This window comes from Vibrio sp. 378 (genome assembly GCF_033339435.1).
The window spans coordinates 146074-172024 of the sequence record NZ_JAWOUO010000007.1 but is presented as its reverse complement, the minus strand read 5'-3'; the positions used below and the strand labels follow the sequence as shown (position 1 = coordinate 172024).

21 protein-coding genes are annotated in these 25951 nt (G+C 44.9%); 10 read left to right on the top strand and 11 right to left on the bottom strand.

The window, feature by feature from the left end:
- Nucleotides 1-77: 77 nt before the first annotated feature.
- Nucleotides 78-764 (bottom strand): DNA-3-methyladenine glycosylase I, encoded by a 687-nt coding sequence (locus R7Q48_RS14810; protein ID WP_005377694.1) that lies wholly within the window; start codon nt 762-764, stop codon nt 78-80.
- 86 nt (nt 765-850) lie between these two features.
- Here R7Q48_RS14810 and R7Q48_RS14805 point away from each other — a divergent pair, with 86 nt between their 5' ends.
- Complete coding sequence (locus R7Q48_RS14805) at nt 851-1045, top strand: hypothetical protein (RefSeq protein WP_005377692.1); 195 nt, start codon at nt 851-853, stop codon at nt 1043-1045.
- A gap of 85 nt (nt 1046-1130) precedes the next feature.
- Here the strand turns inward: R7Q48_RS14805 and R7Q48_RS14800 are convergent, their stop codons facing one another.
- Genes R7Q48_RS14800 through R7Q48_RS14790 form a run of 3 tightly spaced genes read right to left on the bottom strand, consistent with a single transcriptional unit; the run spans nt 1131 to nt 6593 of the window.
- On the bottom strand, nt 1131-3941 hold the full coding sequence (locus R7Q48_RS14800; RefSeq protein WP_318132345.1) for an Hsp70 family protein: 2811 nt from the start codon (nt 3939-3941) through the stop codon (nt 1131-1133).
- A 55-nt stretch (nt 3942-3996) separates the two neighbouring features.
- The gene (locus R7Q48_RS14795) at nt 3997-5961 is read right to left on the bottom strand and encodes an Hsp70 family protein (protein ID WP_213970443.1); all 1965 of its coding nucleotides are present in this window, start codon (nt 5959-5961) and stop codon (nt 3997-3999) included.
- Nucleotides 5961-6593, bottom strand: coding sequence for a DUF2760 domain-containing protein (locus R7Q48_RS14790; protein WP_017634945.1), 633 nt, complete (start codon nt 6591-6593; stop codon nt 5961-5963). The genes R7Q48_RS14795 and R7Q48_RS14790 overlap by 1 nt, the downstream gene beginning before the upstream one ends.
- Nucleotides 6594-6884: 291 nt before the next feature.
- On the opposite strand from R7Q48_RS14790, the gene R7Q48_RS14785 reads away from it, so the two are divergent.
- Together R7Q48_RS14785 and R7Q48_RS14780 are read left to right on the top strand one after the other, a co-directional pair.
- A complete protein-coding gene (locus R7Q48_RS14785; protein ID WP_213970442.1) occupies nt 6885-8426 on the top strand; it encodes a sensor domain-containing diguanylate cyclase in 1542 nt (513 codons plus the stop codon).
- Between the two features lie 83 nt (nt 8427-8509).
- A complete protein-coding gene (locus R7Q48_RS14780; RefSeq protein WP_005377684.1) occupies nt 8510-9040 on the top strand; it encodes a 3'-5' exonuclease in 531 nt (176 codons plus the stop codon).
- A gap of 242 nt (nt 9041-9282) precedes the next feature.
- Here the strand turns inward: R7Q48_RS14780 and R7Q48_RS14775 are convergent, their stop codons facing one another.
- The 3 genes from R7Q48_RS14775 to R7Q48_RS14765 all read right to left on the bottom strand — a co-directional run bounded on the left by R7Q48_RS14775 (nt 9283) and on the right by R7Q48_RS14765 (nt 12213).
- Nucleotides 9283-9723 (bottom strand): TerB family tellurite resistance protein, encoded by a 441-nt coding sequence (locus tag R7Q48_RS14775; protein ID WP_017820644.1) that lies wholly within the window; start codon nt 9721-9723, stop codon nt 9283-9285.
- A 189-nt stretch (nt 9724-9912) separates the two neighbouring features.
- The gene (locus tag R7Q48_RS14770) at nt 9913-11853 is read right to left on the bottom strand and encodes an alkaline phosphatase D family protein (RefSeq protein WP_256903200.1); all 1941 of its coding nucleotides are present in this window, start codon (nt 11851-11853) and stop codon (nt 9913-9915) included.
- A gap of 9 nt (nt 11854-11862) precedes the next feature.
- The gene (locus R7Q48_RS14765) at nt 11863-12213 is read right to left on the bottom strand and encodes a hypothetical protein (protein ID WP_017634942.1); all 351 of its coding nucleotides are present in this window, start codon (nt 12211-12213) and stop codon (nt 11863-11865) included.
- A 235-nt stretch (nt 12214-12448) separates the two neighbouring features.
- On the opposite strand from R7Q48_RS14765, the gene R7Q48_RS14760 reads away from it, so the two are divergent.
- Together R7Q48_RS14760 and R7Q48_RS14755 are read left to right on the top strand one after the other, a co-directional pair.
- On the top strand, nt 12449-13753 hold the full coding sequence (locus R7Q48_RS14760; protein ID WP_213960865.1) for a MipA/OmpV family protein: 1305 nt from the start codon (nt 12449-12451) through the stop codon (nt 13751-13753).
- 164 nt (nt 13754-13917) lie between these two features.
- Entirely contained in the window at nt 13918-14205 is a 288-nt protein-coding gene (locus R7Q48_RS14755; RefSeq protein ID WP_250156187.1) for a hypothetical protein, read from the top strand.
- 94 nt (nt 14206-14299) lie between these two features.
- Here R7Q48_RS14755 and R7Q48_RS14750 read toward each other — a convergent pair whose 3' ends face one another.
- Nucleotides 14300-14884 carry an FMN-dependent NADH-azoreductase gene (locus R7Q48_RS14750; RefSeq protein ID WP_005377667.1) on the bottom strand — a complete coding sequence of 195 codons (585 nt, stop codon included), beginning with the start codon at nt 14882-14884 and terminating at the stop codon, nt 14300-14302.
- A 185-nt stretch (nt 14885-15069) separates the two neighbouring features.
- Here R7Q48_RS14750 and hrpA point away from each other — a divergent pair, with 185 nt between their 5' ends.
- From hrpA to R7Q48_RS14725, 5 genes are all read left to right on the top strand, one after another.
- Nucleotides 15070-19056 (top strand): ATP-dependent RNA helicase HrpA, encoded by a 3987-nt coding sequence (gene hrpA, locus R7Q48_RS14745; protein ID WP_318132344.1) that lies wholly within the window; start codon nt 15070-15072, stop codon nt 19054-19056.
- 182 nt (nt 19057-19238) lie between these two features.
- Nucleotides 19239-19718, top strand: a complete 480-nt coding sequence (locus R7Q48_RS14740) for an outer membrane beta-barrel protein (protein ID WP_021033871.1) — start codon at nt 19239-19241, stop codon at nt 19716-19718.
- Between the two features lie 199 nt (nt 19719-19917).
- Nucleotides 19918-20433: an outer membrane beta-barrel protein gene (locus R7Q48_RS14735; protein WP_005377661.1), complete on the top strand. Its 516-nt coding sequence runs from the start codon at nt 19918-19920 to the stop codon at nt 20431-20433.
- Nucleotides 20434-20795: 362 nt separating this feature from the next.
- Entirely contained in the window at nt 20796-22376 is a 1581-nt protein-coding gene (locus R7Q48_RS14730) for a BCCT family transporter (RefSeq protein WP_005377659.1), read from the top strand.
- Nucleotides 22377-22502: 126 nt separating this feature from the next.
- Nucleotides 22503-22892 (top strand): ATP-binding protein, encoded by a 390-nt coding sequence (locus R7Q48_RS14725; protein WP_005377656.1) that lies wholly within the window; start codon nt 22503-22505, stop codon nt 22890-22892.
- Between the two features lie 19 nt (nt 22893-22911).
- On the opposite strand, the gene R7Q48_RS14720 is transcribed toward R7Q48_RS14725, so the two are convergent.
- The 3 genes from R7Q48_RS14720 to R7Q48_RS14710 are packed head-to-tail and all read right to left on the bottom strand — an operon-like array spanning nt 22912 to nt 25862.
- Nucleotides 22912-23550 (bottom strand): sugar transferase, encoded by a 639-nt coding sequence (locus R7Q48_RS14720; RefSeq protein ID WP_318132343.1) that lies wholly within the window; start codon nt 23548-23550, stop codon nt 22912-22914.
- A gap of 10 nt (nt 23551-23560) precedes the next feature.
- Complete coding sequence (locus R7Q48_RS14715) at nt 23561-24751, bottom strand: glycosyltransferase family 2 protein (protein ID WP_005377652.1); 1191 nt, start codon at nt 24749-24751, stop codon at nt 23561-23563.
- Nucleotides 24744-25862 (bottom strand): glycosyltransferase, encoded by a 1119-nt coding sequence (locus tag R7Q48_RS14710; RefSeq protein ID WP_213964295.1) that lies wholly within the window; start codon nt 25860-25862, stop codon nt 24744-24746. The genes R7Q48_RS14715 and R7Q48_RS14710 overlap by 8 nt, the downstream gene beginning before the upstream one ends.
- Between the last annotated feature and the right edge of the window lie 89 nt (nt 25863-25951).

Sequence of the window (25951 nt, the reverse complement as noted above, 5' to 3'; positions counted from 1 at the left end):
CTTGAACCAATGAACATAAAAACGGCGCACTAAATCCAATGATCAGTGCGCCGTTTGTATTTTGGGTTCAGTCTGGATTAAATGCGATTATCGCCGGTACTGAACGCAATGATTTGGCTGATCTCAGACAGGCTTCTACCACTTTCTTGCTGCCATTGAACAAACGCTTTGTTGGTTGCATCGAGCGATTTTTTCGTATCTTTGCCACCTTCAATGATCTTGCAATTACGCAGGTAAGCTTCCACGTCGCTAGACAAGATAAAGGTATCAACGCCCATTTGACGAAGTGTGTAAGGGCCAGTATTTCCGCCTAGGCGATTGCCGCGTTTCTTCAAATACGCCCATAGGTCGGTGATTTTCTCTTGCGGCCAATCGGCAACCATTTTGCCAAACGAGCCATATTCGATTTTTGCTTCGTGGATCATACGAGCGTTGGCAGGAATCGACATGACTTTAGTGAGGTGGCGAATGATGCGTTTGTCGGTTGCTTTGGTTTCCCATTGCTCATCTGACAGCATCAATAGCGGCTCAATCTTAAACCCAAAGAACACTTCTTCGAAGTTCGGCCACTTGTTGCGAACCACGCTCCACGAAATCCCACTTTGGAATACCTTCATCGAAAAAGCGGCTAGCCAACGGTCGTCGGGAATCGCTGCCAATTCTTCTTTGCTTAGTGGATGAGACAAAAGCGCTTCAAGTTGATCTTCACCACCTTTACGCTCGGCAGCGCGCTGATAAATCGCGTCAAATTTTTCGATACTCATAAAAGAAGTTAGTCCTAGTTTATGTCGATATTTGTGAAACATACTACGCTTAAGTGGCTGAATCGTAAATTGATGGAGTGTCACAAATGAAGAAGGTCACATTAACGTTTGTCGGGGAAGGTTCGGATCGTATTGCAGAAAAATTCTATGCGTGGATGACGGACGGTGGGTTAGAAGACAGCATGATTGAGAATTTATCTGACCGTGAAATCTCAGTTGTCGGCATTAGTGATATGGATAATGAAACGCGTGATGTGGTGATCAATACGGAAATGAACTAACGAGTCGTCTTTCGTCAGCTATTAGAATCAGATAAAACAAAGCCCTTCACGAGAAGGGCTTTGTTGCGTTTATAAGCGTGAGAGCCTAGTTATTTACCAGTGTCAGACCGCTTGGGAGTGCATCACCGAAGATACGTTTCGATTCGCTCTCAGATAGCTCTTTGACTTCTTCAACCAGTGATACCCAAGATTCAGGTACCTTGCTTTGCTTCAACTTAGCCAGTACCTGCTCACGGTAGTCGTCTGAGATATCGAATAGGCGGTCGCCCGTCTTACGACAAATCATTACGGCTGCGAAAGCGATCATTGGCTCTTTCTGCCAGTTCTGCTCTAGCAGCTTAGGCAACCACTGTTCCGCTTGTTCACGAGGAACGACGTTATGCTGACTGCCATATAAAGGCGTACGTGATGCCAAGCGACCCATTGCCCACCAGTGTGCTTGTTCGAACTGGTTATGGTTGATGGCTTTGCTCAAGAACCACGTTGCCAATAGAACTTTGTCTTCGACTTCTAAATGCTCCAGAGAGGCAGACAAGCGCACCATCGACTCGTAACCCATATCTTGTGCCGCTTTGGCGGATTGTGGGTTTTTCATCGCACCAGGATGTAGGTATTTCGCGATGTCCGCCAAGATGGTCTCTTGTTGCTCTTGGCTTAAACCACCGGCAATACGACGCCAGAACACCCACCAGTCGGTCCAACCTTGATGGTTCTTAAACTGAATGTTTTGTTGGTAGAGATCCCAAACTTGCTCAATACGCCATGAGTCGGTTGGATCGCCAAAGCCCGGACGCAGTGCAAAGCCAGCCAAACGAAGCCAGTTTTTCTCGTGTTGTTCTGAACGGCGGCGACGCTTACGACCTTGTGCAAAGGTATCGAACAGTTGACGTAGGGTCGTGAAATCCCATTCATCGCGTTTGCCAAGTTTCTTCTCAAGATCTTTGGCTAAGGTTTTGATCTCTTTGCTTTCCGCGCTTTTCTTATTACCGCTGTAAAGGCGAGCGATCAGCTCCTTACATTCGTTCAACTTAGGGTGAAGTTTAACTTGCTCGCTGTCATCGGTTTGCTTGTTACGAACTTCGAATTCTAGCTCCCAACGTTTGTTGTCGTCTTCTGCGCTGACACATTCCATCTTAAGCGTGCCGACTTCAGTCAACTGACACGCCAGTTGCACTTCTACGCGCTCTTTCTGGTTGGCTTGCAGTTCGGCACCTTCACCTTCAAGGGTGGTGATATAAGGCGGCAGGGGAGCAAACAAGTCCGGATCAACGTCAACCATTACACCGTTTTGAATGGCGGTGTTATTGGTTAAGGTGTCGTGGGTAGAAGTCAGCAGGTTAAAGCGAACGGGCTCACCTAGGGTAAGCGAGAAGCGGCGACCACTTAATCGGATCTCGTGTCCTTCTTCTGTGCCTTTTGCAAGCAAACAGAGCGCTTTGCCCATCTTGTTCTTTTCTTGAAGATGCAAGAAGTAAGAACGCGCTGCGCCACCACCAATTTTAAGTTGTGCGCCACGACGCGCTTTACCAAATGCAACAGCACCCAGTGCAACCGACCAATCTGGATGTGGGTTGTCTAATACCGTAACTGGTGCGCCGCGCCAATCGGAAAGTAGGGTAGTGACACGCTCAGTCACAAGCTCACTGTTGAACACACCACCATTGAGTAGCAAACCGACTGGAATGGCATTTTGTTTGTCGTCTTCAATGCCAAGTGCGGCACGAGAGACTTGCTGATGCGTCGTTAAGAACTCGGCAACGTGTTTGCTCACTGCTGGGTCGGCAACGTATGGAAGACCAAACTCGACAACCGCGCTGCGGCGTTTGTCTGGTACTTCACTGAAATCAGAAAGCGGGAAGAAGCCATCCAAAGCGATTTGGTGCACTTCTTGTTTGCTCAGCCCAATACTCTTTGTTCCGCCAAGAAGTTTCGAGCCGCTGCCCAGCATGGTGATTTTTACTTCTTCAGGTGCCCTCGCTGAAAGTAGGTTTTCTTTCGCCTTGCGAGTTTGCTGAATCAGCTTAGTCAGGCTTGCTGCAGTGAGCTTCTTACTTTGGTTGAAGCGGCTCTCTGCAAGGTGCGCTAATGCTAAGTCGAGGTTATCACCACCCAGCATCAAGTGTTCGCCAACACCAATACGATCAAGGGCTAGTTCATCTTGAGAAGAGAAACTGGCTTCAATCAAGCTCAAGTCGGTAGTACCACCGCCCACATCACACACCAGAATCAGCGGTAACTCTTTGAGTTCATCAGCTGCGGTTTGCTGGTGGCGTGCGTACCAATCGTAACATACGGCTTGTGGCTCTTCGAGCAGGACGATTTTCTTCAAACCAGCTAGCTGTGCAGCTTCAAGCGTGAGTTTACGAGCGGTTTCATCGAACGACGCTGGAACGGTCACAACCACATCTTGGTCTTCTAGCTTATTGCTAGGGTGACGGTAGTTCCATGCTTGACGAATGTGGTTGAGGTAGCTTGCGCTGGCAATGACGGGGGATACTTTATCTACGTCTTGCGCGCCAGCCCAAGGAAGAATGTCTGAACTACGATCCACTGCTTGGTGTGATAGCCAGCTTTTAGCACTGGATACCTGACGTCCTTCCACCTTAGCGCCTAATTCACGAGCCCATTCACCCACGATTACATTACTAATATCGCCAGATACAGGTTCGTTTTCCCAAGGGAGTGTTAGGTCAGAAGGGGAGATTTGACCAACCGCAGGGTGATAGCGGAAAGAGGGCAGCAATGGTTTACGAACCACTTCACCCGGACCAATCAATTGGTCGATGTCGAATAGGGATACTTCGGATTGTTCAAGGTTGTCGGTGATTTCACAGTACGCCACCACAGTGTTTGTGGTGCCAAGGTCAATACCAACAAGAAAACGAGGAGATGCCATACAAACCTTCGTGTATTTAAAAACGGCACCCGATTGGATGCCGTTTGATTTCTATTTATTCTTCTTCGTTTGAGTTGCTTTTCGCGTCTTCGCGCACATCGAACTCAACATGCCATTTTTGCCCGTTATCAGCGGCAATGGCTTCTAAGTAAAGCGTACCAAGCTCTGTGACGCGAGAAGCTAGGGTAACTGGAACCACTTCTCCCTCACGACGACCTTCAGATACAGGCAGCGTTACTTGGATTTCTGGAAGCTCTTCAAGCTCTTCTGGTGCCCAGTAGTCTAGGTGAGTACCTGCTAGGTCATCACGACGAACCGTTGAGCCAAAGAATTGGAAGTTAACCGGCTGACCGATGATCAAACCAAACTCTTGGCTTGGTACGTCAATGCTGGAACCTTCTTCCATACCAAATGGTGCAACGCAAAGTGCTTCCATTGGAGGCGCCATGCCAGGAATCGCAGGCATCGCACTTTCGATACCCACGTAGTACGCCGAAGCAATACCACCACGGATACGAACACCTTGACCACGACGCACAGAGCCGTAGTAAGCCGCACCGCTAGCAACTGCAAGGTCTAGATCCACACCTGTTAGGCGTTTCGCCATTTCTGCATCTGCTTCAATTAGCCATTCGTTGATCGTGTCTTCTAGACGAGTTGCTAGAAGTTTCGATTTCAGAACACCACCGTTGAATAGGATTGCGGTTGGCTTGATGAAGTCAGCTGATTGCGCTGCATCCGCACCTGGCATACCAGGCATGTTAGCGAATGGGTTGAAATCTTGAGCTGCTGCTTCTGCGCCATTTCCTGAAGCAGAAAGGGCATTAGCTTGCTTAGACAAGAATGCAGCAATGTGACGAGTGATGCCTGCATCTTGTGCGTAAGGCAGACCCATTTGCGTTAGTGCACCGCGGTTACGTTGAACAGGGTGGTCCGTAATCGCAACTTGAGGGAAGAAGCCGTCAACCAGTGTTTGTTGTACTTCTTCTTGAGTCAGTTCTGTTTTCAGCGTTGCGCCAAGCAGTTTAGAACCACGGCTTGGTACTACAATTGGCACTGACTGAAGCTCGCTGTCGTTCAATAGCGCTTCTTTCGCGTCACGACATGCGTGTGTCATTGCCTGAACTTGCCATGGCTGTAGCTCTTTGCCTTCTTGCGCCAGCTTCATCTTCAAGCGGTACGCAAGTGCAAGGTCCATGTTGTCACCGCCAAGTAGGATGTGTTCACCTACCGCGATACGGTTCAGAGTTAGGTTGCCGTCGTCTTCAGTTACTTCAACCAAAGAAAGGTCGGTTGTACCACCACCGATATCGACCACAAGTACGATGTCGCCAACTTCAACTTCGTCGCGCCATTTGTCGTTGCTGTTATCGATCCAGTTGTAAAGCGCAGCTTGTGGCTCTTCTAGAAGTGTTAGGTGCACAAAACCAACGTTGCGTGCTGCTTCTGCAGTTAGATCGCGAGCAGCAGGATCAAAAGAAGCAGGAACCGTAATAGTCACGTCTTGATCGGCAAGGTTGTGATTTGGGTTCGCGTGATTCCAAGCGTCTTTTAGATGCTCTAGGTAAAGCTCTGTCGCACGAAGAGGGGAGACTTTTTCCACTTCTTCTGGGCTACCTGCTGGCAGGAAAGCATCACGACGGTTCACACCTGCGTGGCAAAGCCAAGATTTCGCACTTGCAACAAGACGAATTGGTGTTTTTGAACCTAGGTTACGTGCAATTGCACCAACTAGAGCTTTTGGCTCGCTCGACCACGGAAGAACGCGTGATTGCGGGTTCATTTCGTGTTCGTGCGGCTGGTAAAGGAAAGAGCCTAATTGGCTGCGAGTCTCTACCGTACCCGGCGCAGTCAACTGCGGGATAGGCATCACTTCAACGCGAGCGTCTTCGTCGTGAGTATCAACAAAAGACATCACACAGTGTGTTGTACCTAAGTCGATACCAACACTGAATTTAGGCGTCTGTTGAGTTTCAACAGACGCTTCTTGAGAATGGTTTTCTTGGTTCATGTGTTCCATTACAGCTCAACCTCAGCTGGAGCGATCACAGATGCGTCGTAGTTCTCAGCCAGTTTAGGCAACGTCATTGATGTTGCCTTCCAACCTTTGTGAACTAGCGTGCCGTTAAATGGCGCGCTGCCTGTTACGTTGCCAGTTAGGCGGATTTCTTGTGGGTTGAAGCCTTCTTCAACCGTAATGCGAGTTTCTTCGTCTTCGTTACGAACGTGCGCTAGCGTCACGTAGTCGTTCAGTACTTTCTGACCACCAGTGTGGATTACGCGAGCGGCTGCGCCTACTTCTTCATCAGAGAATGACGTTAGGTCTTCTTTTAAGAAGTCAATCAGACGAGCTTCTTGTTGCATGATAGAAAGCAGCTGCATTGCAGAGTCTGTTGATGCGGTTGCAAGTTTTGATTCAACTTCTACAACACGCTCTACGACTTTCTCTACTTCCACTACTTTTTCTACTTCAACGATCTTCTCAACTGGTTTCTCAACCTCGACGATTTTCTCGACTGGTTTTTCTACCACTTTCTCGACCACTTTTGATTTGCGCGACACTGCAACTAGAAGAAGCAAAACGCTCGATGCGGTTAGGCCAGCGTGAAGCATATCGAACGTTTGAGGAATTAGGTTCAAATCAATGTTCATGACGTTTTTTCTCTTTCTATTGATTTATTGGTGCTCAGTATTGGCTCATATTTGTTCACTAAAACGATCGTCTTTGCGATCTTGCACCAAGTTTAGACATTAAAATGATGACGGATGGTAGCATATTCAAGGCTTAAGGCTGTAATAATTCGTGACTATACCGTACGAACAGAGTGAAAAATCGACGATCAGACTCCCCAATATAGGTTGTTGCTTGATGTTTGTGCATTGCTAACGCAGTATTTCAATAGATCCCGAAGTTTAACTTACGGAAGTATCAAAAATTACGATATGACACAAAGCACCGCTCATAAGAGCTTTATAAAACGACATTCAGACTCTATTTTAGCTTTTTTGGCGACTTTATGTGTCACTGCTGGTGTAGTCGGTGCTGCTTATACAATGCAGCAACGGTATACACAGACTACGTTTGATACTTTAGCCGACCGACAAGCAGAATCACTTAAAGCAAACGTCGAGAATGATCTAAAGTTCATTGGTGCGGGCGCAAACTTTTTCCATTCGATTGAGCGAAGCTATTGGCCATCGTTTCCCATGTATGCGGAACAAGTGATTAATAGCTCGCGAAGTCTCATTGGACTTCAATGGATGCAAAAGGTCGAATTCGAAGATCTTGATGAACATATTTTAAAGACCCGTCAAAAATTTCCAAACTTCCAACCGTTTACCGTTCCTAAAGATGGTCCCAAAACCTACGGGTACATTTTTGAACACAATGAGCCAATTTTTATCGCGTCGGATATCTACCCAAGAACACCGGAAAACCTTTCTCTATTGGGTTTCTATTTTTCGCGCAAACGCTTCGATTTAATCTTGGATGATATTTCCGAAAATGGGCGAGCGAATGTCTCGGATAAAGTTCGCTTACTGCAAGATGGTTATGACAAGTCCATACCTAAGACTGGGTTGCTGGTGTTCCATCCAGTGTTCGACTTCGAGAACAAATATTTATTAGGAGTAGTGACCGGCGTTATCCGAAGTACGGTTTACTTTGAGGATTTGATTACGAAAACCGCGACGGAGCTCGATATGTCGGTGCGCGTAGAAGACTTGGGATTCGACGCAGCAGATGACCCTGTTCTCTTTCAAAGTGCTAGCTGGGATAACATTCGAGGAACCGTTATAAGCCGAACCATTCAACTGCCTAACCGTGAATGGCGTATTGACTTTAAGCTTTCTGACGCAGTCTCAGCTTGGGAGCGTTCTATTTTAGCGGGCACGACGCTAGCCGGATTGGTAATCGCCTTTTTGATCAGTTGGATTGTGAATTTACAGTCTCGAGAAAAAGAGCGCTTAGCGGTCATGTTGGAGCTCAAAACCGTTGAATTAAAAAGAATGGCAGAGCGAGACCCTCTAACTCAACTACTTAATCGCCGAGCATTCAACGATTATTTGCTCAATCAGATAAACAAAGGTGTTAACTTCGCCTTGGTTGGTTTTGATATCGACCACTTCAAAGTGATTAATGACAAACACGGCCATTTAGGTGGAGATGAAGCGTTACAACATGTCACTAAGCTGGTCAGTGCTAATTTAAAACCGGGAGATAAGTTTTACCGAGCTGGTGGTGACGAGTTTTGTATTATTTCTAAAGTCATTGATAGAGCAGTGCTAGAAGCTTACCTAGAAAAGTTACGGAGTGTTGTGGCAAGTACGGCTTTTGATTATGGTGATGCGTCAATCATCTGTACGTTGAGTATCGGTGCGGTTATCCATAAAGAAGAAGATCCTGAGAGCTTGTATCACAAAATGGATAGTCAACTCTATTTGAGTAAAAAAAACGGCCGTAATAATGTGTCGATCGGCGATTAAATGGGCGCACAAATTCGAGTTTTACGCCGTGTTACGATAGAATCGCACGCTTTAAATTTTTATGTTAGGAACCAAGGCAAACTATGAACCATAACCGTATTGTATGCTTCGATTTAGAAATGTGTTGCTGGAACGAAAATGGCGTCGGCAGCACGGGTGAAATTATCGAAGTGGGGTTAGCTGAAATAGATTTGTCTAAAGGTGAGATAGTCAAGCGTGCTCAATACTACGTGAAACCAGAACACGATGAAGTGTCTCTGTTCTGCGCTGAGTTAACGGGCATCACACCACGTAAGATTGAAAAACAAGGACGCCCACTAGAAGAAGTGCTTAAATCCATGGTTAAGAACTTCGGTGGTCGCAACAAAATCTTTGCATCTTGGGGGCGAGATGACCTCATTCTTCTAGAAGAGTGTAAGCAAAAAGGTATTGAAGCACCGTTCACAGAGTTCATCAACTTAGCGACACTCTACCGTATTCAAAATCGTCTTAAAGATAAACGTATAGGCCATCGAGCCGCTCAAGAAGCAAAAGGAATAGACTGGGAAGGGCGTCAACACTCTGGCTATGTAGATGCATACAACTTAGCTAAGCTTGCTTTGACCATGTTTTAGTTATTCGAACCTAGCTAGCTTGTAATTAAATTATCATCCAACCATTGTTGTTTTGTCATGCAATCTGTTTAGTGTGGAAAGAGCTAAACACATACCTTGACCAGTACTTTAAATAACAATGTCGTTGGCTTATTGAAAAACGCGCAGAGAGCGCGTTTTTTTATGGCTACAGAAGCGATATCTGTTGTCATTCTAGGGGTAGCTTAGAGTTAGCCAGCGACTTATATACTCATCTCGTTACTTTACTGAGACTGTAACTTCGCTCGAATGAACTCGCTGTGATCAACATAGAGTAGCTCTGCTGTTTTACGGATCACCGCGTCTTCTAGCGGGTCAATTTCGCCGTCTGCGTAAGCGACTTCCCACATGCTTTTGATTAAGTTGTAACGAGTTTCTTGAGTCAGTTCTCTTAGTTGAGAGGTAAAGTCGTACAGCGAAGCGGAATCTTTTATTTTCTGTTGCGCTTGCTCTAACAAAGTATTTGATTCTTCTTCATTTAACGAAAGCAGTTTCATCAATAAAGAGCGCTTTGTTTCTTGTTCTCTATCATCGACACTATGGTCTGCGCCAGAAACTTCACAAAGCAAACACGCGATAGCCATGTTAGGGGAAAGTGTGTTGGTTTGGCTTAAATCAGAGCCATCAATGAGTTGTTTAAATAATGATGTGAGAGAATTAAACATAATGAACACCGAGCTATTGTTTATTTGGTTAACATGGTAATAAATACGGAAGATCTCAAGGTGCGATACCAAATTTAGCACGCCGTTGACATTTAAGAACGGCCACTTTCTCCCCAAAAAACCTAAACTCCTGAGTTAGTTCAAGGTGACTTGCCTCTTACAAAGGGCAAGTCATTTTGGGATTGATACTCAGCTTTCAGCACGTGTCGGTGGAAAATGAACTTCGTCACCATCACTCGTCAGAATACTAATTTGACTTGGTTTGCCTTCATCATCAAGACGTAGCTCACCAATGGCACTATGGTTAACCAAGCGATAAAAGTTGTGCGTACTTGGTGCGCGTTTGTAAATCTTGAGTCGTTTACGTTTTGTGAACCAGTTTAAAGGTGAGCGAGGGCTGTATAGCAGTCTATCTAGGCCATCACAAATATTGAGCAGTTGTGTAGGGAACTGATTTTTAATTCCACTACAGGTGATTTGATAGATATTCGGACTGTTTTTTCGATAGCGGAGCTTAATATCGTATGCAAAAGAGTAGTGTACGTCGCCAGAGAGAATAACAAAGTTAGTTGGTGTCTTTGTGTGTGTGAAAATACTAATAAGAGTATTCGCACTTCCGGGGTGAGCCATCCAGTTTTCAGCATCAACCATCAATGGTTTACCAAGCATGGTCACCACACGTTGTAGTGCTTCGATAAATTTCACACCAAACATTGGCGCGGCAGAAACAATAACAACTTTGTCTTGGTGCACGAGCTCTTGGTGGAACTCAATCATCGCTTCCCAGTCCATTAAGCCAGAAGGTTTGTTCATTTTAGACTCAGAACGCCAGCGTCTGGTTCGTGTATCTAGCACGACAACTTTTGGTGTCGTAGGAATGGTGTAGTGCCAATTCTCAAAGCGATACAAATATTGAATAAATGCATCTTGGGTTTGCGAGGTTCGCTCATCGATAAAGCGTTGAGCGAGGCTCATAAATTCATCATTGAATTTTTCTGGCGCATTTCCCCAACCTTGGCAAAGCCAGTAAGCTATCAAGCTATTACCGATAATGCGTTTTGCAAACGTGTTGCTGTATGCGGCTTGTTCCCAGCCTATGGTGAGATTCCAATCGTCGGTGACATCGTGATCATCAAAAATCATATAGGTTGGAATGTGAGCGAGTAAGCGTTGAACCTTTTCCAGACCTGCGACGAATTTATCAATTTGTTTTTTTTCTTCGCGCCATTGCTGCTGCCATTTGGGTTCAAGAACTTCTCCGCCGACAGTAAATTCGTTTTCTAATAAACGATCCGTTCGAACAAGCTTCCACAAGGTCGGAGACCAAACCAATAAGTACATTGCAAAGCACTCAGCAAAGCTTATTAGGTGATTCTCACACTCTTTGGCGCTGAATATTGGTGTCCCTCGGTGTGGAAAAAACTTACTTAGTAAACTGTCATCACTCACATAATGAGGCAACAATTTATCTCGACCATAATAGCAAGCAGGGTGTTGGTAGAGCTCATTGGTATTTTTTATCGGAGCTTGATCGAATTCTTCGCCTGGCAAGCCCAATAAAGCTATGACTTGCTCAATGGCATCGAGAGTGGGGCCTGCAACATGGTCTGCATAGATTTGATCACCACTCATGATGAGCATATCCGGTCTTTCTTCAATGGATTGAGACGCGATTTTATGATCCGCAGCGACCAATGTATCATCACTGAAGTGATGGGGATTACGGCAAGAGCCATGTAGGAGATAATCCGCTTTTTCACTAACGAGGAACTCAATACCCAAGTTTGGCGTATTATCTTGCTCATAAGTCAGGTGAGGGAGCAGTTCCGTCACTAATCCATATTGCGTTTTTATTTGATAGCGTAACGCTTGATGGGTTGGAAACTCGCCTTCTAATTTAAGTAAGCAACACCACGCATTGAGGCCGATTTGAAGCTGTTCTTTTTGTTCACTTAAAGGGGCTTGATAAAGGATGTAGGCATTTTCATCCGTAATTTGCACCATACCCTCCAAGCGTTGGGTGGTGACTAGCCAAATATTGATTTCAGTTGCGGTCACTTTACGTAGGATCGGACCTGCAACGACAAGAGGAAGTGAAGAAATTTCAGTCGTGTTCATCAATGCTGGCAAAACGGCTCCTTATGTGTCAGCTTCTTCTTCTAATATTTCGATAACTTGCGAGCTACTAAGTTCATGTCCCATAAGGAACAAACCAAGCATCGCATCGGCTTTTGACGCGTTATTACTGTCTTCATCCAAAATTTGCTGAAGCCGAGTTCTAATTAGGTCGATTTCGTGTTCGACGAAGCCACGCCCTTCTTCGTCACCTTGACCATCTTCTGGTGCATTATCAAAGTGCAAAAACAACATGTCACCATCGAGTTGAGTCCCTATCAACCTCTCTGGCAGCCATGCTTCTCCCATCACAATGTCTGGGTCTGTATCTGCGGGTAAATGATTCAAGGTAGAGATGAGTTCTGATGCTTTCACTTTTTACTTCATTATGTTTGATTTAGAACTAAGCTAGAGTTTAAGCGCTTGTTGTAATGGTAAAATATTCGCAAACAAGCTCACCTAGTCGTGCAATATTAATATGATCTTGGGACTCAAACTGTCACGAGGATGACAACATTTGCCATTGTAACGGCTATCATCAGCAGAACATAAGCTTTTAATGGCAAATCATTGATGTTTGCCTGCTTCTCAACCAACATTTTTCGAACTCATGAAGAGATTAATTCTAACAACACTCGTTTTACCTTTGGCTGCGGCAGTTTCTTCTGCGCATGGTGCAGAAGAACAAATGTGGGGGATTGCTGCGATGTATCGCACAGCATCGATTCCGTTTTATACCGCCGATAATGACTCTACGGTGAGTACATTTGTACCAATGATGTTCTTTGAAAACGAACATGTGTATATCAATGGCATTGAAGGTGGTGCTTTTTTGTATAACGAGAGTGATTCCGACTGGCGTGCGAGCGCACTCATGCGATTGAGATTTGTCGATATTCCCATGTCACTACAAAATGCTAATGAAGGGGACAGAGTCGATTTCGGTGGGCAAGTGCGTTATAGCATTAACGACAATTGGCGCGCAGAAGTAGAGTTGATGACGGACGACGAACTCCAGTTTCACTCTAATTACCGCCTTGCTGCCAATTATGTATTTGGTGATTGGGAATTAGAGCCATCGATTACGATTCGATACAAAGACGCTGATTTCAATAGTGAATACTATTCCTTTAAGGATATTACTGGCGAGAGAATTGGAGCTGGACTTGACACCAATCTTGGTATTAAAGCGCGTTACCATGTAACTTCAAATTTGTATTTACTGGGTGAGACGAGTGTTACTCGCTTAGATGATAACGCCTACAACAGTCAGCTTGTAGAAGATCGATATCAGGGAGAAGTGTTTGTCGGTTTTGGCTTTTTCAACGATAAAAGCAAAGTTCCGAAACCGACACTGAGCAATAAAGCATATCTACGTATTGCGCATGGTTGGGCGACGCCTTCGAACATCGGTGAAATATTTAGCTTTGAGAGAGAAAAAGACCCATACGACAATCAACTTACTTCATTGTTTTATGGGCATCCATTAACGGATGAGCTGTTTGGTTTTCCTCTTGATATTTATTTAACGCCAGGGTTGGTTCATCACTGGTCGTCCAGTGTTCAGTCTGCGAGCACAGAATACGTCATGGCGATTAAGGCTTATTATACGGTTAATTGGCCTACGACTTGGCGATTTGGTGTAGCGGAAGGTGTGTCATACATTGATAGCATTACCTATATTGAAGGCACAGAAATGGAAGACAAGGGTTATACACCAAGCAAGTTGCTCAACTACCTAGATTTCTCGTTTGATGTCAATGTAGGCGATCTCTTCAACCAAAAGAGCTGGAACAATATGTGGGTGGGCTATTCATTGCATCACCGCTCGGCGATTTTTGAAAGCGCTTCCCAGTTTGGGCGAATTAAAGGTGGGAGCAACTACAATACTATTTATTTCCAGTTCGAGTTTTAGCGCATCGCGAGATGTATATAGGTCGGATTTGCAACTGACTTATTTATCGCCCATTATGAGTAATGATGAATAATACTATGCTGCTTTCAACGAGAAATTTCGTATATCGTGCCAGAGTTAAGGCTGTTTGTGATGCATCTGATGAATCGGATGGCATAAGCACCATGAGTATCGACTCCTCATTCAATCTTCAAATTGAAGCGATAAATTGTACCAACGCTGAATTTGCCAAACGCTTTTTTGCCATTCACGGAGAAGGGCACTTGGAGGGCGATGAATGGTTGGTGTTGTACGTCAACTCTCTTGACGTTAAGGCGGGAGACAATATAGAAGTGCGTAGCGATGTCGCGTTTAATGCGATGATCGAGAACATGATATGCGAAGCTGAGCGGTCTTTAGAAAAAGTCTACCTCGATGCAATACGTAACTTGGAGAAAGTGAATCGTTTTTGACGATGTAAGCGACCCTATAAACACGATCAAGGCATCTTGATCTAAAAAGGGATTGGCGCGAACCAATCCCTTTTGTATTCTGGTTTATTCTAACTTACGCCATTGTTGCAAGTTGGCTTTGCGCTTCTGAAATGCCTTTTGCAGCTGCATCTTCACCCATGTTTAGCGCTTCTGCGTAAACAAATTCCACATCAGTGATTCCTACAAAACCCAGTACAGTGCGTAGGTACGGCGTAACGTTGTCAGTTGGTGAATCTTTATGAATACCACCACGAGTCGTTACTACAATCGCCTTTTTACCTTCAATCAAACCTTGAACGCCGTTTTCTGTGTATTTGAATGTCACGCCTGCACGAGCAATCAAATCAATCCAGTTTTTAAGCTGAGTCGGGATGGTGAAGTTGTACATTGGAGCGGCAATAACCAAAGTGTCTGCGGCCTTTACTTCTTCAATAAGGGTGTCAGACAAGTCGACCACCGCTTGCTGTTCTTGTGAAAGATCTTCCGTAGCGCGCAGTGCAGTCGCAACGGCGAAGTCCAAAACAGGTAGCGGGTTTGCAGCCAAATCACGAACAGTAAGCTTGTCTTGGTCTACATTTTTGATGAAGTCTTCAACCAATTTGTTTGATTGAGAGTAATCGCCAAGGATGCTTGATTTTAGAGCTAGTACACGAGACATAATGGTTATTCCTTAAATAAGTGCTTTCGATTATGGGAGCCATTATAAGCAACGTAAGTGAGTTCAAAAGCCTAGCGATTAGCTGAACATGTTCGAAAAAATTGAATGAGCTTTCGGTTATCTTGTTACAGATCTTGTGTGATACAATCCGCGCAGTTTTTGTAATGAAAAGAATAGGAAACGCTTTGACTTCGTCACAGCCCCCAAAAAAGAATCTAGCTGAAGAGCAAGCGACACCGTCAAATGGTGCGCAAAAAGCGACAGCGAAACAAGCTCAAACACCTCAGGCTCAAGTGAATAGCGCGGCATCTCTGCGTAAAGCGCTGAATCAGTGCATGATGCGCGACCGTTTCCGCTTGAGTAAACGTATTTCTGGTGCAAGCAAAATTAAGAAGGACGCAGCGCGTAATGCTGTGTTCGACGAAATCGCATTAGACATCGCAAAATCCATGATGGTTGCAGAGCAGCGCAGCAACTACAAACCAACGATTGAATACCCAGAAATCCTGCCTGTAAGCCAAAAACGCGACGATATTGCGAAAGCGATCGAAGAAAACCAAGTGGTTATCGTCGCGGGTGAAACCGGTTCTGGTAAAACCACTCAGCTACCAAAAATCTGTGCTGAGCTTGGTCGCGGTAAATTTGGCATGATTGGTCATACTCAGCCTCGTCGTCTTGCAGCGCGTTCGGTTGCTAACCGTATTGCCGAAGAGATGGAAACCAAGCTTGGTGAGTTTGTTGGTTACAAGGTTCGATTCAACGATCAGATCTCTGAAAATACCCAAATCAAATTGATGACGGACGGTATCTTGTTGGCTGAAATTCAGCATGACCGTTTCTTGAATCAATACGACACCATCATTATCGATGAAGCGCACGAGCGCAGCCTCAACATCGATTTCATCTTGGGTTACTTGAAAGAGTTGCTGCCACGTCGTCCTGATTTGAAAGTGATCATCACGTCGGCAACCATCGACCCAGAACGCTTCTCAAAACACTTCAACAATGCACCAATCATTGAAGTATCGGGTCGTACTTACCCAGTAGAAACACGTTACCGCCCACTAAGCGGTGATGACGACAATGATCGTGACCAGCTTGAAGGCATCTTCGAAGCGGTAGATGAACTGTGCGATGAAGGTTTAGGTGACATCCTGATTTTCATGAACGGTGAACGTGAAATCCGTGATACCGCAGATGCATTGTCCAAACGTAATCTGAAGAGCACGGAAATTGTGCCGCTTTACGCGCGTTTGTCGGCAGGTGAGCAGAATAAGATTTTCCAACCTCACACTGGTCGCCGAATTGTACTGGCAACCAACGTAGCAGAAACCTCGCTAACCGTTCCGGGTATTAAATATGTTATCGACCCGGGCACGGCGCGTATCAGTCGATACAGTTACCGTACTAAGGTTCAGCGTCTTCCAATCGAGCCAGTTTCTCAGGCGAGTGCGAACCAGCGTAAAGGTCGTTGTGGTCGTGTGGAAGAGGGTATCTGTATTCGTCTGTACTCAGAGGAAGATTTTGAGTCACGCCCAGAGTTTACTGATCCTGAAATCCTGCGTACCAATCTAGCGTCGGTTATCTTGCAAATGACGGCACTTGGTTTGGGTGATATTCAAGCGTTTCCGTTTGTGGAAGCACCGGATAAACGTAACATCCAAGACGGCGTGCGTTTGCTGGAAGAGCTTGGTGCGATTAACTCTGAGGTAAAAGACCCGAAAAAGCGCCTGACTTCCATTGGTCGCCAATTAGCGCGTTTGCCAATCGATCCGCGCTTGGCGCGTATGGTATTGGAAGCGCCAAAATATGGTGCGCTTAAAGAAGTGATGATCATTGCAGCGGCCTTGTCGATTCAAGATCCACGCGAACGTCCTTCAGATAAACAACAATCGTCAGACGATAAGCATCGTCGTTTCTTCCATGAAGAATCGGACTTCCTGACATTTGTGAATTTGTGGGAATACATCCAAAAGCAGCAAAAAGCCCTGTCTAGCAATCAGTTCCGCAAACAGTGTAAGCAAGACTATTTGAACTACTTGCGCGTTCGCGAGTGGCAAGACGTTTACTTCCAAATTCATCAGTCGATGCGTGAAATGGAATTCAAACTTAACGATGAGCCTGCTTCTTACCATGGTGTACACAGTGCGATCTTGGTTGGTTTGCTGTCGCACATCGGTATGAAAGACCAAGAAAAGAATGAATATCAAGGCGCTCGTAATGCTCGCTTTCATATCTTCCCAGCGTCGGGGTTATTCAAGAAACAACCTAAATGGATTATGTCAGCCGAGCTGGTGGAAACCTCAAAGCTTTGGGGTCGTATCATCGCAAAGATTCAACCAGAATGGATTGAGCCGTTAGCTAAACACCTTATTAAACGCAGTTACAGCGAACCACACTGGTCGAAGAAACGTGCGGCGGTGATGGCGCACGAGAAAGTCATGCTTTACGGCGTACCAATTGTACCGAAACGCTTGGTCAACTACGGCAGTATCGATTCGACCGTAAGTCGCGAAATCTTCATTCGTAGTGCATTGGTTGAGGGTGAATGGGAAACCAAACACGCGTTCTTTAAGCAAAACCGTAAGCTTCTGCAAGAAGTGGAAGAGCTTGAGCATAAATCTCGTCGTCGAGACATCTTAGTGGATGATGATGAGCTGTTTGATTTCTATGACCAACGTGTTGGTACTGAAGTCGTTTCTGGCAAACACTTCGATACGTGGTGGAAAAAGGCATCTAAAGAAAATCCGGAACTGCTGAACTTTGAAAAAGAGATGCTGTTCAAGGGTGATGCTAGCCATGTGACCGATTTGGATTACCCGAACTTCTGGCATCAAAATGGTTTGAAGCTCAAATTGAGTTACCAATTTGAACCAGGCGATGATAGTGATGGTGTCACAGTGCATTTGCCGTTGCCGATTTTAAACCAAGTTGAACCAGCGGGCTTTGACTGGCAGATCCCAGGTTTACGCCATGAGCTTGTGGTTAGCTTGATTAAATCGTTGCCAAAGACAATTCGTAAGAACTTTGTGCCTGCGCCGAACTATGCCGATGCATTCTTAGCGCGCGTTACGCCAATGGAAGCGCCGCTGTTAGATTCATTGGAGAAAGAGTTGCGACGCATGACGGGCGTAGAAGTGCTGCGTGAAGACTGGAACTTGGAACAAGTACCTGAGCACCTGAAAGTGACGTTCCGCGCGGTTGATCATCGAAATCGCAAACTGAAAGAACATAAAGACCTTCACGAATTGAAAGAGAGCTTGAAAGACAAAGTTCAAGAAACGCTTTCTAAAGTGGCGGATGACGATATTGAACAGCAAGGTCTGCATACGTGGAGCTTCGGTGAATTGCCGAAAGTGTATCAACAAAAACGTGGCGGCTACGATGTAAAAGCGTATCCGGCGCTTGTTGATACCAAAGACAGCGTTGAAATCAAACTCTACGAAACGGAGTACGAGCAGATAACGGCAATGCGTGCTGGTCAGCGTCGCCTAATTTTATTGAACGTACCGTCGCCAATTAAATATTTGCACGCCAACTTACCGAACAAATCGAAGTTGGGTTTGTATTTTAACCCTTACGGCAAAGTGCTTGATCTGATTGATGACTGTATCGCCTGTGGTGTCGATAAGCTTATTGAAGAGCAGGGTGGCTTAGTTTGGGAGCCAGAGAAGTTCGAAGCATTGAAAGAACACGTTCGTGCTGAATTGGGTGACACCGTTGTAGAGATCGCTCAACAGGTTGAGACTATTCTGACCACGGCGTTTAGCATCAATAAGAAGCTAAAAGGCAAGATCGACTTCACAATGGCGTTTGCTCTGTCCGATATCAAAGCACAAATTGAAGGCTTGATCTTCAAAGGCTTTGCAACGGAATGTGGCTGGAAACGCTTGCCGGATATTCTTCGCTACATGCGCGCGATAGAGCGTCGTATGGAGAAGTTGCCAATCGATCCAAACAAAGATCGTTTACATATGCTGAAGATTGAATCTGTGACTCAAGACTATAAAGAGTTGCTGAACAAGATCCCGAAAGGTGTGGCCATTCCTGAAAATGTAAAAGAAGTGCGTTGGATGATTGAAGAACTTCGCGTGAGTTACTTTGCTCAACAATTAGGCACTCCTTATCCTGTTTCTGATAAACGAGTCAAAAACGCGATTGATGCTTGCTAATCAACCAGTAAAATAGTGTCAGATTTGTAATTATCGCTTAAGAAGTTGCTGGTACACTAATTGCTAGTAACTCAATAAGCATTATTTTTTAGTTCTGGGAGGCAATAGTTCGCCTCCCTTTATTTGTAGTACCAACGACTGAGTTATGCAGACGTGGGAATAATAAAGAGTAAAGGTAGATGATGAAAAAAACTCTATTAGCAGTGGCGCTTCTTGGCGCATCTTCTGCGGCAATGGCGGATTCTTGGATTTACGGTGGTGCAACAGTAGGTCAGTCTGACTACAAAGGTGAGACGGACACATCATACTCTGTTCACGTTGGTACAGGCATTCTACCTATCATTGGTGTTGAAGCTGGTGTAACACAACACGGTGAGTTCAACGTAAATGGTCAAGACACTAAGCTAACTTCTTACTACGCAGCACTTAAGCCAAGTATCGACTTCGGTCCGCTACACGTGTACGCAAAAGGTGGTTTCCATCAGTGGGACAAAAAAGTGAAAGGCGGCAAAGACGATGACGATTTGGACCTAATGTACGGTGTGGGTGCTGAGTACTTCATTTTTGGCCCAATGTCTGTTGGTGCTAGCTACATGAACTACACTGCTGGTAAAGACGATATCAGCACGTTCTCTGTTAACGCAACACTACATTTCCTATAAGCGTCAAGCTTTCTAACACCATATGAAACACACCGGCTTTATGTCGGTGTTTTTTTGTCTGGAAGTCACAAAACAAAAGTTGAACATAAATTATTCACTTTTAGAGTCTTAAAATGCCTATGCTTTCCAATATATAGTGGCGATTAAATGCGCATATTTGCGTAATGTTTCGCTTAGGAATCGATCAGGAAGGGATAGTATGAAAAAAACACTCTCGTTATTCGCTCTAACGTTGTGCTCAACGTCAGCAATGGCTGACTCTTGGATTTACGCTGGTGGCCAAATTGGTCAGTCCGATATCGACAGCGAAAATGATACAACCTACGGTATTCATGTCGGTACTGGTATTTTGCCATTCATTGGCATTGAAGCAGGCTACTTTAACCACGGCAAAGTGGATTTATCTTTGAGTGGCAGCAGGGGTAGTGCTGATTTTGATTCATTCTATTTAGCGGCGAAACCTAGTATCGACTTCGGCCCGTTACACGTTTACGCAAAAGGCGGCATCAATGCATTCAACGTTGATTATGACGGCGGACTGAGAAACTTAGACAAAGATGATGGCGTCTCTTACATGTATGGTGTTGGTGCCGAATACTTCTTGCTTGACAATGTGTCTGTGGGCGCGAGTTATCAAGCGTTTGGCGTGGATATTGAAGGCGATAGCGATACCGTTAGCAGCGTAACAGGTAACATCACCTTCCATTTCTTATAACGCTCGCTGGATGAAAGGTTTGCTGATTTGGTTTCGTCGTTAATTGTGAAACCAAATCAGCGCAGGTCTTCTCTATTTGCGCTGTGACTGGCTATGAACTTAAGTCTTTCTTGTGTCTTTTCTAGTCTACAACCTACGACAAAATCAATCGTTAGACCTCATAATTTTTGTGTTGATATTATTTCCCCTTCATCTGTCTCGAATTGAGCTTAAAATGCAATAAATCACGACTTTTTGCAAAAATATGTGATTGCTGCTAAAATTTGTCCCGTTTTAAAACTTTAGAGTTCAAATTAATGGAGGGCGGTATTGGAGTTCTTCTCACCTGAGGGGCGTTTCAAATTCACGTTAAATTTGTATTTATGGATAATGCATTTAAAAAATATAGTATTGATACAACCGATTATCAGGTTGGACAGGATAACGTTCAAAAGTGGGGATTCGATATACATAACCCGGTTTTTGGCATTAGTGCGGGGCTCGTTGTTTTCTGTCTGATTTCACTTCTTCTTGTTGAGCCAACCACTGCTCGTGACGTATTAAACGGTCTAAAAAACGGAATTATCGAACAGTTTGATGCGTTTTTTATGTGGTCGACAAACTTCTTCTTATTGTTCGCCGTTGCTCTTCTTTTTTCTCCGCTAGGTAAAATCCGCTTAGGTGGCAAAGAAGCAACGCCGGATCACTCAACCGTTTCTTGGTTGTCGATGCTTTTCGCCGCGGGTATGGGTATTGGTCTTCTGTTCTGGAGTGTGGCTGAGCCGACCGCGTATTTCACTGATTGGTGGGGAATGCCACTTAACGCAGTACCATACACCGAAGAAGCAAAATCCCTCGCGATGGGTGCCACTATGTTCCACTGGGGTGTGCATGGTTGGAGTATTTACGCACTCGTTGCACTAGCATTAGCGTTTTTTGCCTTTAACAAAGGTTTACCACTTTCATTGCGCGCGGCGTTCTATCCAATTTTTGGTGACCGTGCATGGGGCTGGTTAGGTCACGTTATTGATATCCTTGCCGTTTTGTCGACGCTATTTGGTCTTGCAACGTCGCTAGGTCTGGGTGCTCAGCAGGCGACCAGTGGTATTAATCATGTCTTTGGTCTAGAAGGAGGCATTGGTACACAAATGATTGTGATCACCTTCGTTACCTTTATCGCGGTGTTATCAGTGATTCGTGGTATTGATGGTGGTGTTAAGCTACTGAGTAACGTCAATATGGTGGTTGCGTTTGCGCTGCTTATTTTCATTACCTTCATCACGTTTGATACGGCGTGGAGCTCGCTACGCGACACAACAATGGCTTACATTGAAAATATTATTCCATTGAGTAACCCTCACGGTCGTGAAGATGAAACTTGGATGCACGGCTGGACGGTATTCTACTGGGCTTGGTGGGTATCTTGGTCACCGTTTGTTGGTATGTTTATCGCGCGTGTGTCTAAAGGTCGTACGGTTCGAGAATTCTTATTCGCAGTCATCGTTATTCCTACAGTTGTTACTTTGATTTGGATGTCTGTGTTTGGTGGTATCGCGCTTGACCAAGTGGTGAATAAAGTTGGTGAGCTAGGTGCAAATGGCCTAACTGATATTTCATTGACTCTGTTCCATGTTTACGATGCGCTTCCGTATAGCTCAGTGATTTCAATGCTTTCTATCGTGCTGATTCTGGTATTCTTTATTACATCGTCAGACTCTGGCTCGCTGGTTATCGATAGTATTACCGCCGGTGGTAAGATTGATGCACCAGTACCGCAACGCATTTTCTGGGCGTGTATTGAAGGTGCAATTGCAGCCGTAATGCTTTGGGTTGGTGGTAAAGAAGCCCTGCAAGCATTGCAATCAGGCGTTGTTGCAACAGGATTACCGTTTACTTTTGTTCTGCTGTTGATGTGTGTCAGTTTGGTGAAAGGGTTAAGAACTGAACTGCCAGCTTACAAATAAATACAACGCGATCCATGATTGAGTTTAAATGCTGAGCCTTATGTGCTCGGCATTTTTTATTTCTACTTTTCTTTTCCAATAATTTCGTTACAGTTTAGGCTTATTTCCACCTCATTAAACTGCATTATGTCACTGGCTAAACTCATTCTTATTCGTGGACTTCCGGGTTCAGGTAAAACAACCTTAGCAAAACAACTGGCAATAGAGCTTGGTGCTAAGCATTTTGAAGCTGACATGTATTTTGAAAATGATGAAGGTGATTATCACTTTGAACCGGTTCAATTACCTCAAGCGCATGAGTGGTGTTTTCAGCAAACTAGAAAGTGGCTGAACAAAGGGAGAGTCGTGATTGTGAGCAATACGTTTGTTCGACATTGGGAGATGAAGCGTTACATGGACTACTGCATGAAGAAGCGCATCGAGGTGGAAATTAAAGTGTGCCACGGAGCGTATCAAAGCATTCATGATGTGCCACCAGCGACGATAGAAAAGATGCGACGCCAGTGGCAAGAGTGACCGTTACCAGAACCGGAAGTTATTGACCTCGTCCGTCAATGATCACAACGAATGTTTTGCTCATGATTGAAAGGTCCATTGAAATCCAAGAGTAAAACGAACCTAAGCTTAGTGCGTAACTGTGGTCAAACCCAACTTTGCGTCTTACATCTTCAATGCATGCATCATAGCCTTGGTTAACCTGAGCTAAGCCTGTGATACCCGGTAACACGCCATATGTGCGCTCTACAAAATAGGGGATTTCATCTTCTAATTTCTGGTAGAAAGCTGGGCGTTCTGGGCGCGGCCCAATCATCGACATTTCACCTCTCAACACATTAAACAGTTGAGGTAGTTCATCTAAACGCGTTTTGCGTAAAAAGCGTCCTACTGGCGTGATGCGGGGATCATTTTCAGTTGCCCATACTGCGCCAGAGCGTTGCTCTGCATCAATATACATGGTGCGAAACTTCATGATTTGAAAAAGATCCATTTTTTCTGGTGTGCAGCGTCCTACTCGCAATTGGCGATAAATCACAGGGCCTTTCGATGTGGTTTTGATCGCTAGCGCGATAAATGGGAATAGTGGTGCAGTGACGACCAAAATAAGCATTGCAACCAGTACATCAAACGTTCTTTTTGCGTGGCATACATTTGAATCGTAGCGTGAGTTTTTCATGATGCTTTCCTTATTGGTTGACGCGTTTCCAACGTCCATTTTCCATTCCGAGCAAATACTTCATACCGCCGATAAAGTTGGCGAGATGACCAATGACGATGTAGCTAATCAGCTTAAAAGGTTTAATAGTGTTAAGTGCTGGCATTAAGTAAGTAATAAGCGCGATGCTGTAAATACCAACTTGTGCGAACAGCATTACTTGAAACAGCGGATTGTGTGCCAGTAGTAGTGAGCAAATAAAGCAAACAATCATCAAATAGGGTGTTGCTAAGCGCAGAACCTTTCCCGATAGAAATGCAAAGGCAGTGCCACGATAACGAGGTAGCAGTAATTTCTTTAATTGCATGAGCTGCTGCATGTTACCCGCTGAAATTCTTAGGCGTCGTTTGAAATCTGCGTCGTCTGAGCTTTGTTCGAGCTCAAGAGCCAGCATGTTTGGCTCGTAAATAGCGCTATAGCCTCGCAAAACGATTCTCATAGGGAGAATAAAGTCGTCATTAATGGTGCTAACTTCCAGTGGTTCAAATAAGTGAGTTCTGAAAGTGTAAAACGCACCGTGGGAACCAATCGTTGAACCTAACAAGGATTCTTGGTGCTTTACTCGAGACTGGTATTGCCAATACGCCGCTTCACCTTGGTTATTAGTGCTCATTATTTGATATGTTGCGTTAACCACTCCAACGTTCTCATTTTGATAATGCTGACTAGCTAGCAACAGAGAATCGCAAGAAATCAATGCCGACGTGTCACTCAGTGCGGTAATGTCCGAGCTAACATGACGCATTTCTTCGTTGAGTAGGGCAACTTTACCGCGATTGATTTGGTGATCATTAATAATGAACAGAGTATCAGAGCAGATTGCTTCTTGAATTGTCGCTTGAGCAATCTCGGCTGTGTTATCTGTGCAGCCATCACATGCGATCACTACTCTTAACTTATCCCTTGGGTAATCTAGGCTCGCAAGGTTACGGATCTTCTCTGCTATCCATTGTTCTTCATTGTAGGCGGGCACGATGACAGTAATAGAGGGTAGCTGGCTGTCTGTTTTGGAGGCTTTGTAAGCTCGCTCTACAAATGGTGCTTTGGTTTCGTCTTGCTGTTTTAAAGGAAGCCACTTAAGGAGCAGTGGATACCCAACGTGATGATAGACAATCAAAAACGCGGATAAACCAAACCCTATAATCCAAAGTAAATCATTCATAGCTAGCCTCCTTGGCCAAACGTGAGTAGCGACTCACCATGTCTCTGATATCAAAGTGTTTGAGAATAAAAGTTCGAGGAGAATGGTGTGATGATTCCAGTTGCTGTGATAACGCTTCGGCCAACGAAAACACGCGATTTGCTTCAACCAGTGTGCTGTTGTTCGGACAGAGCGTCTCTTTCACGCCGCCAACATCCGTCGCGACGCAAGGAATGTCACATGCTTGAGCCTCGAGGGTTGAGAGAGGAAATCCCTCTTGAAGTGATGGTAAGCAAAACAAGTCTAGGCTTTGGTAAAAGCTGGGCATATCGTCGACCAAGCCTAAAAAGGTTACTCGATCTTCAAGTTTTAACGTTCTAACTTGTGCTTCCAATTGAGCTCGCTGAGAACCATCTCCAGCAATGGCTAGGTGTGTGTTTGGCGTAAGATGAGAGAATGCTTCGATAAGTACTTTATGGCCTTTAACTGCTTCTAGACGCCCGGCAACGCCAATCACGATTTTGTCGGTTGGAAGTTCAAACAAGTGTCTTGTTGCCGTTTGGTCACCGCTTTTAAATTTCTGACAGTCAATCCCGTTATGGATAGTACAAACTTTGCGATACTTTAACTTAGTCTGTATTTGATGGGCGACAAAGTTAGCATCGGCAACTACTTGCGGGCGAATCATCGTTAGCAAAAGGGACTGTAGTCGAGCTGATTTTTTGTTATTAAGGTGCCATGCGTCGTGCTCGGTGTGAATCACTACAGGTACGTGCGCTAAACGTGCAGCAATACCACCATACAGAAGTGGGCCGATATGATGGGTGTGGACCACGTCTGGTCGCATTCTTTTTATCATTGAAGTCAGCGTAGCGATGGTCTTCCCGCTGAATCCAGGTCTTTTATTAAGAAAGTGTAGTTGGCCTTGGTAGGGCAACAGTTTTTGCCAGCCTTGTAGTGCATGTTCTTTGCTTCCTTCTAAGCTCACGACAAAAACGGAATGGTTGGGCTGCGCAAAACGAAGCATTTCTAGTACGAGCGTTTCTAAACCGCCAGGAGCTAAGTGTTGCACGACGTGTAATATCACTTTTTTGCTGTGCTTAGTGTTATTGTGTTTTTGTCTGAATTCCATTTTCAAACCCTCGTTGAGTTCGTTGTTTATTTAGGAATTGCAGACTGCGTGCCAAAAAAATAATCGTTTAAAAACAATAAGTTAATATT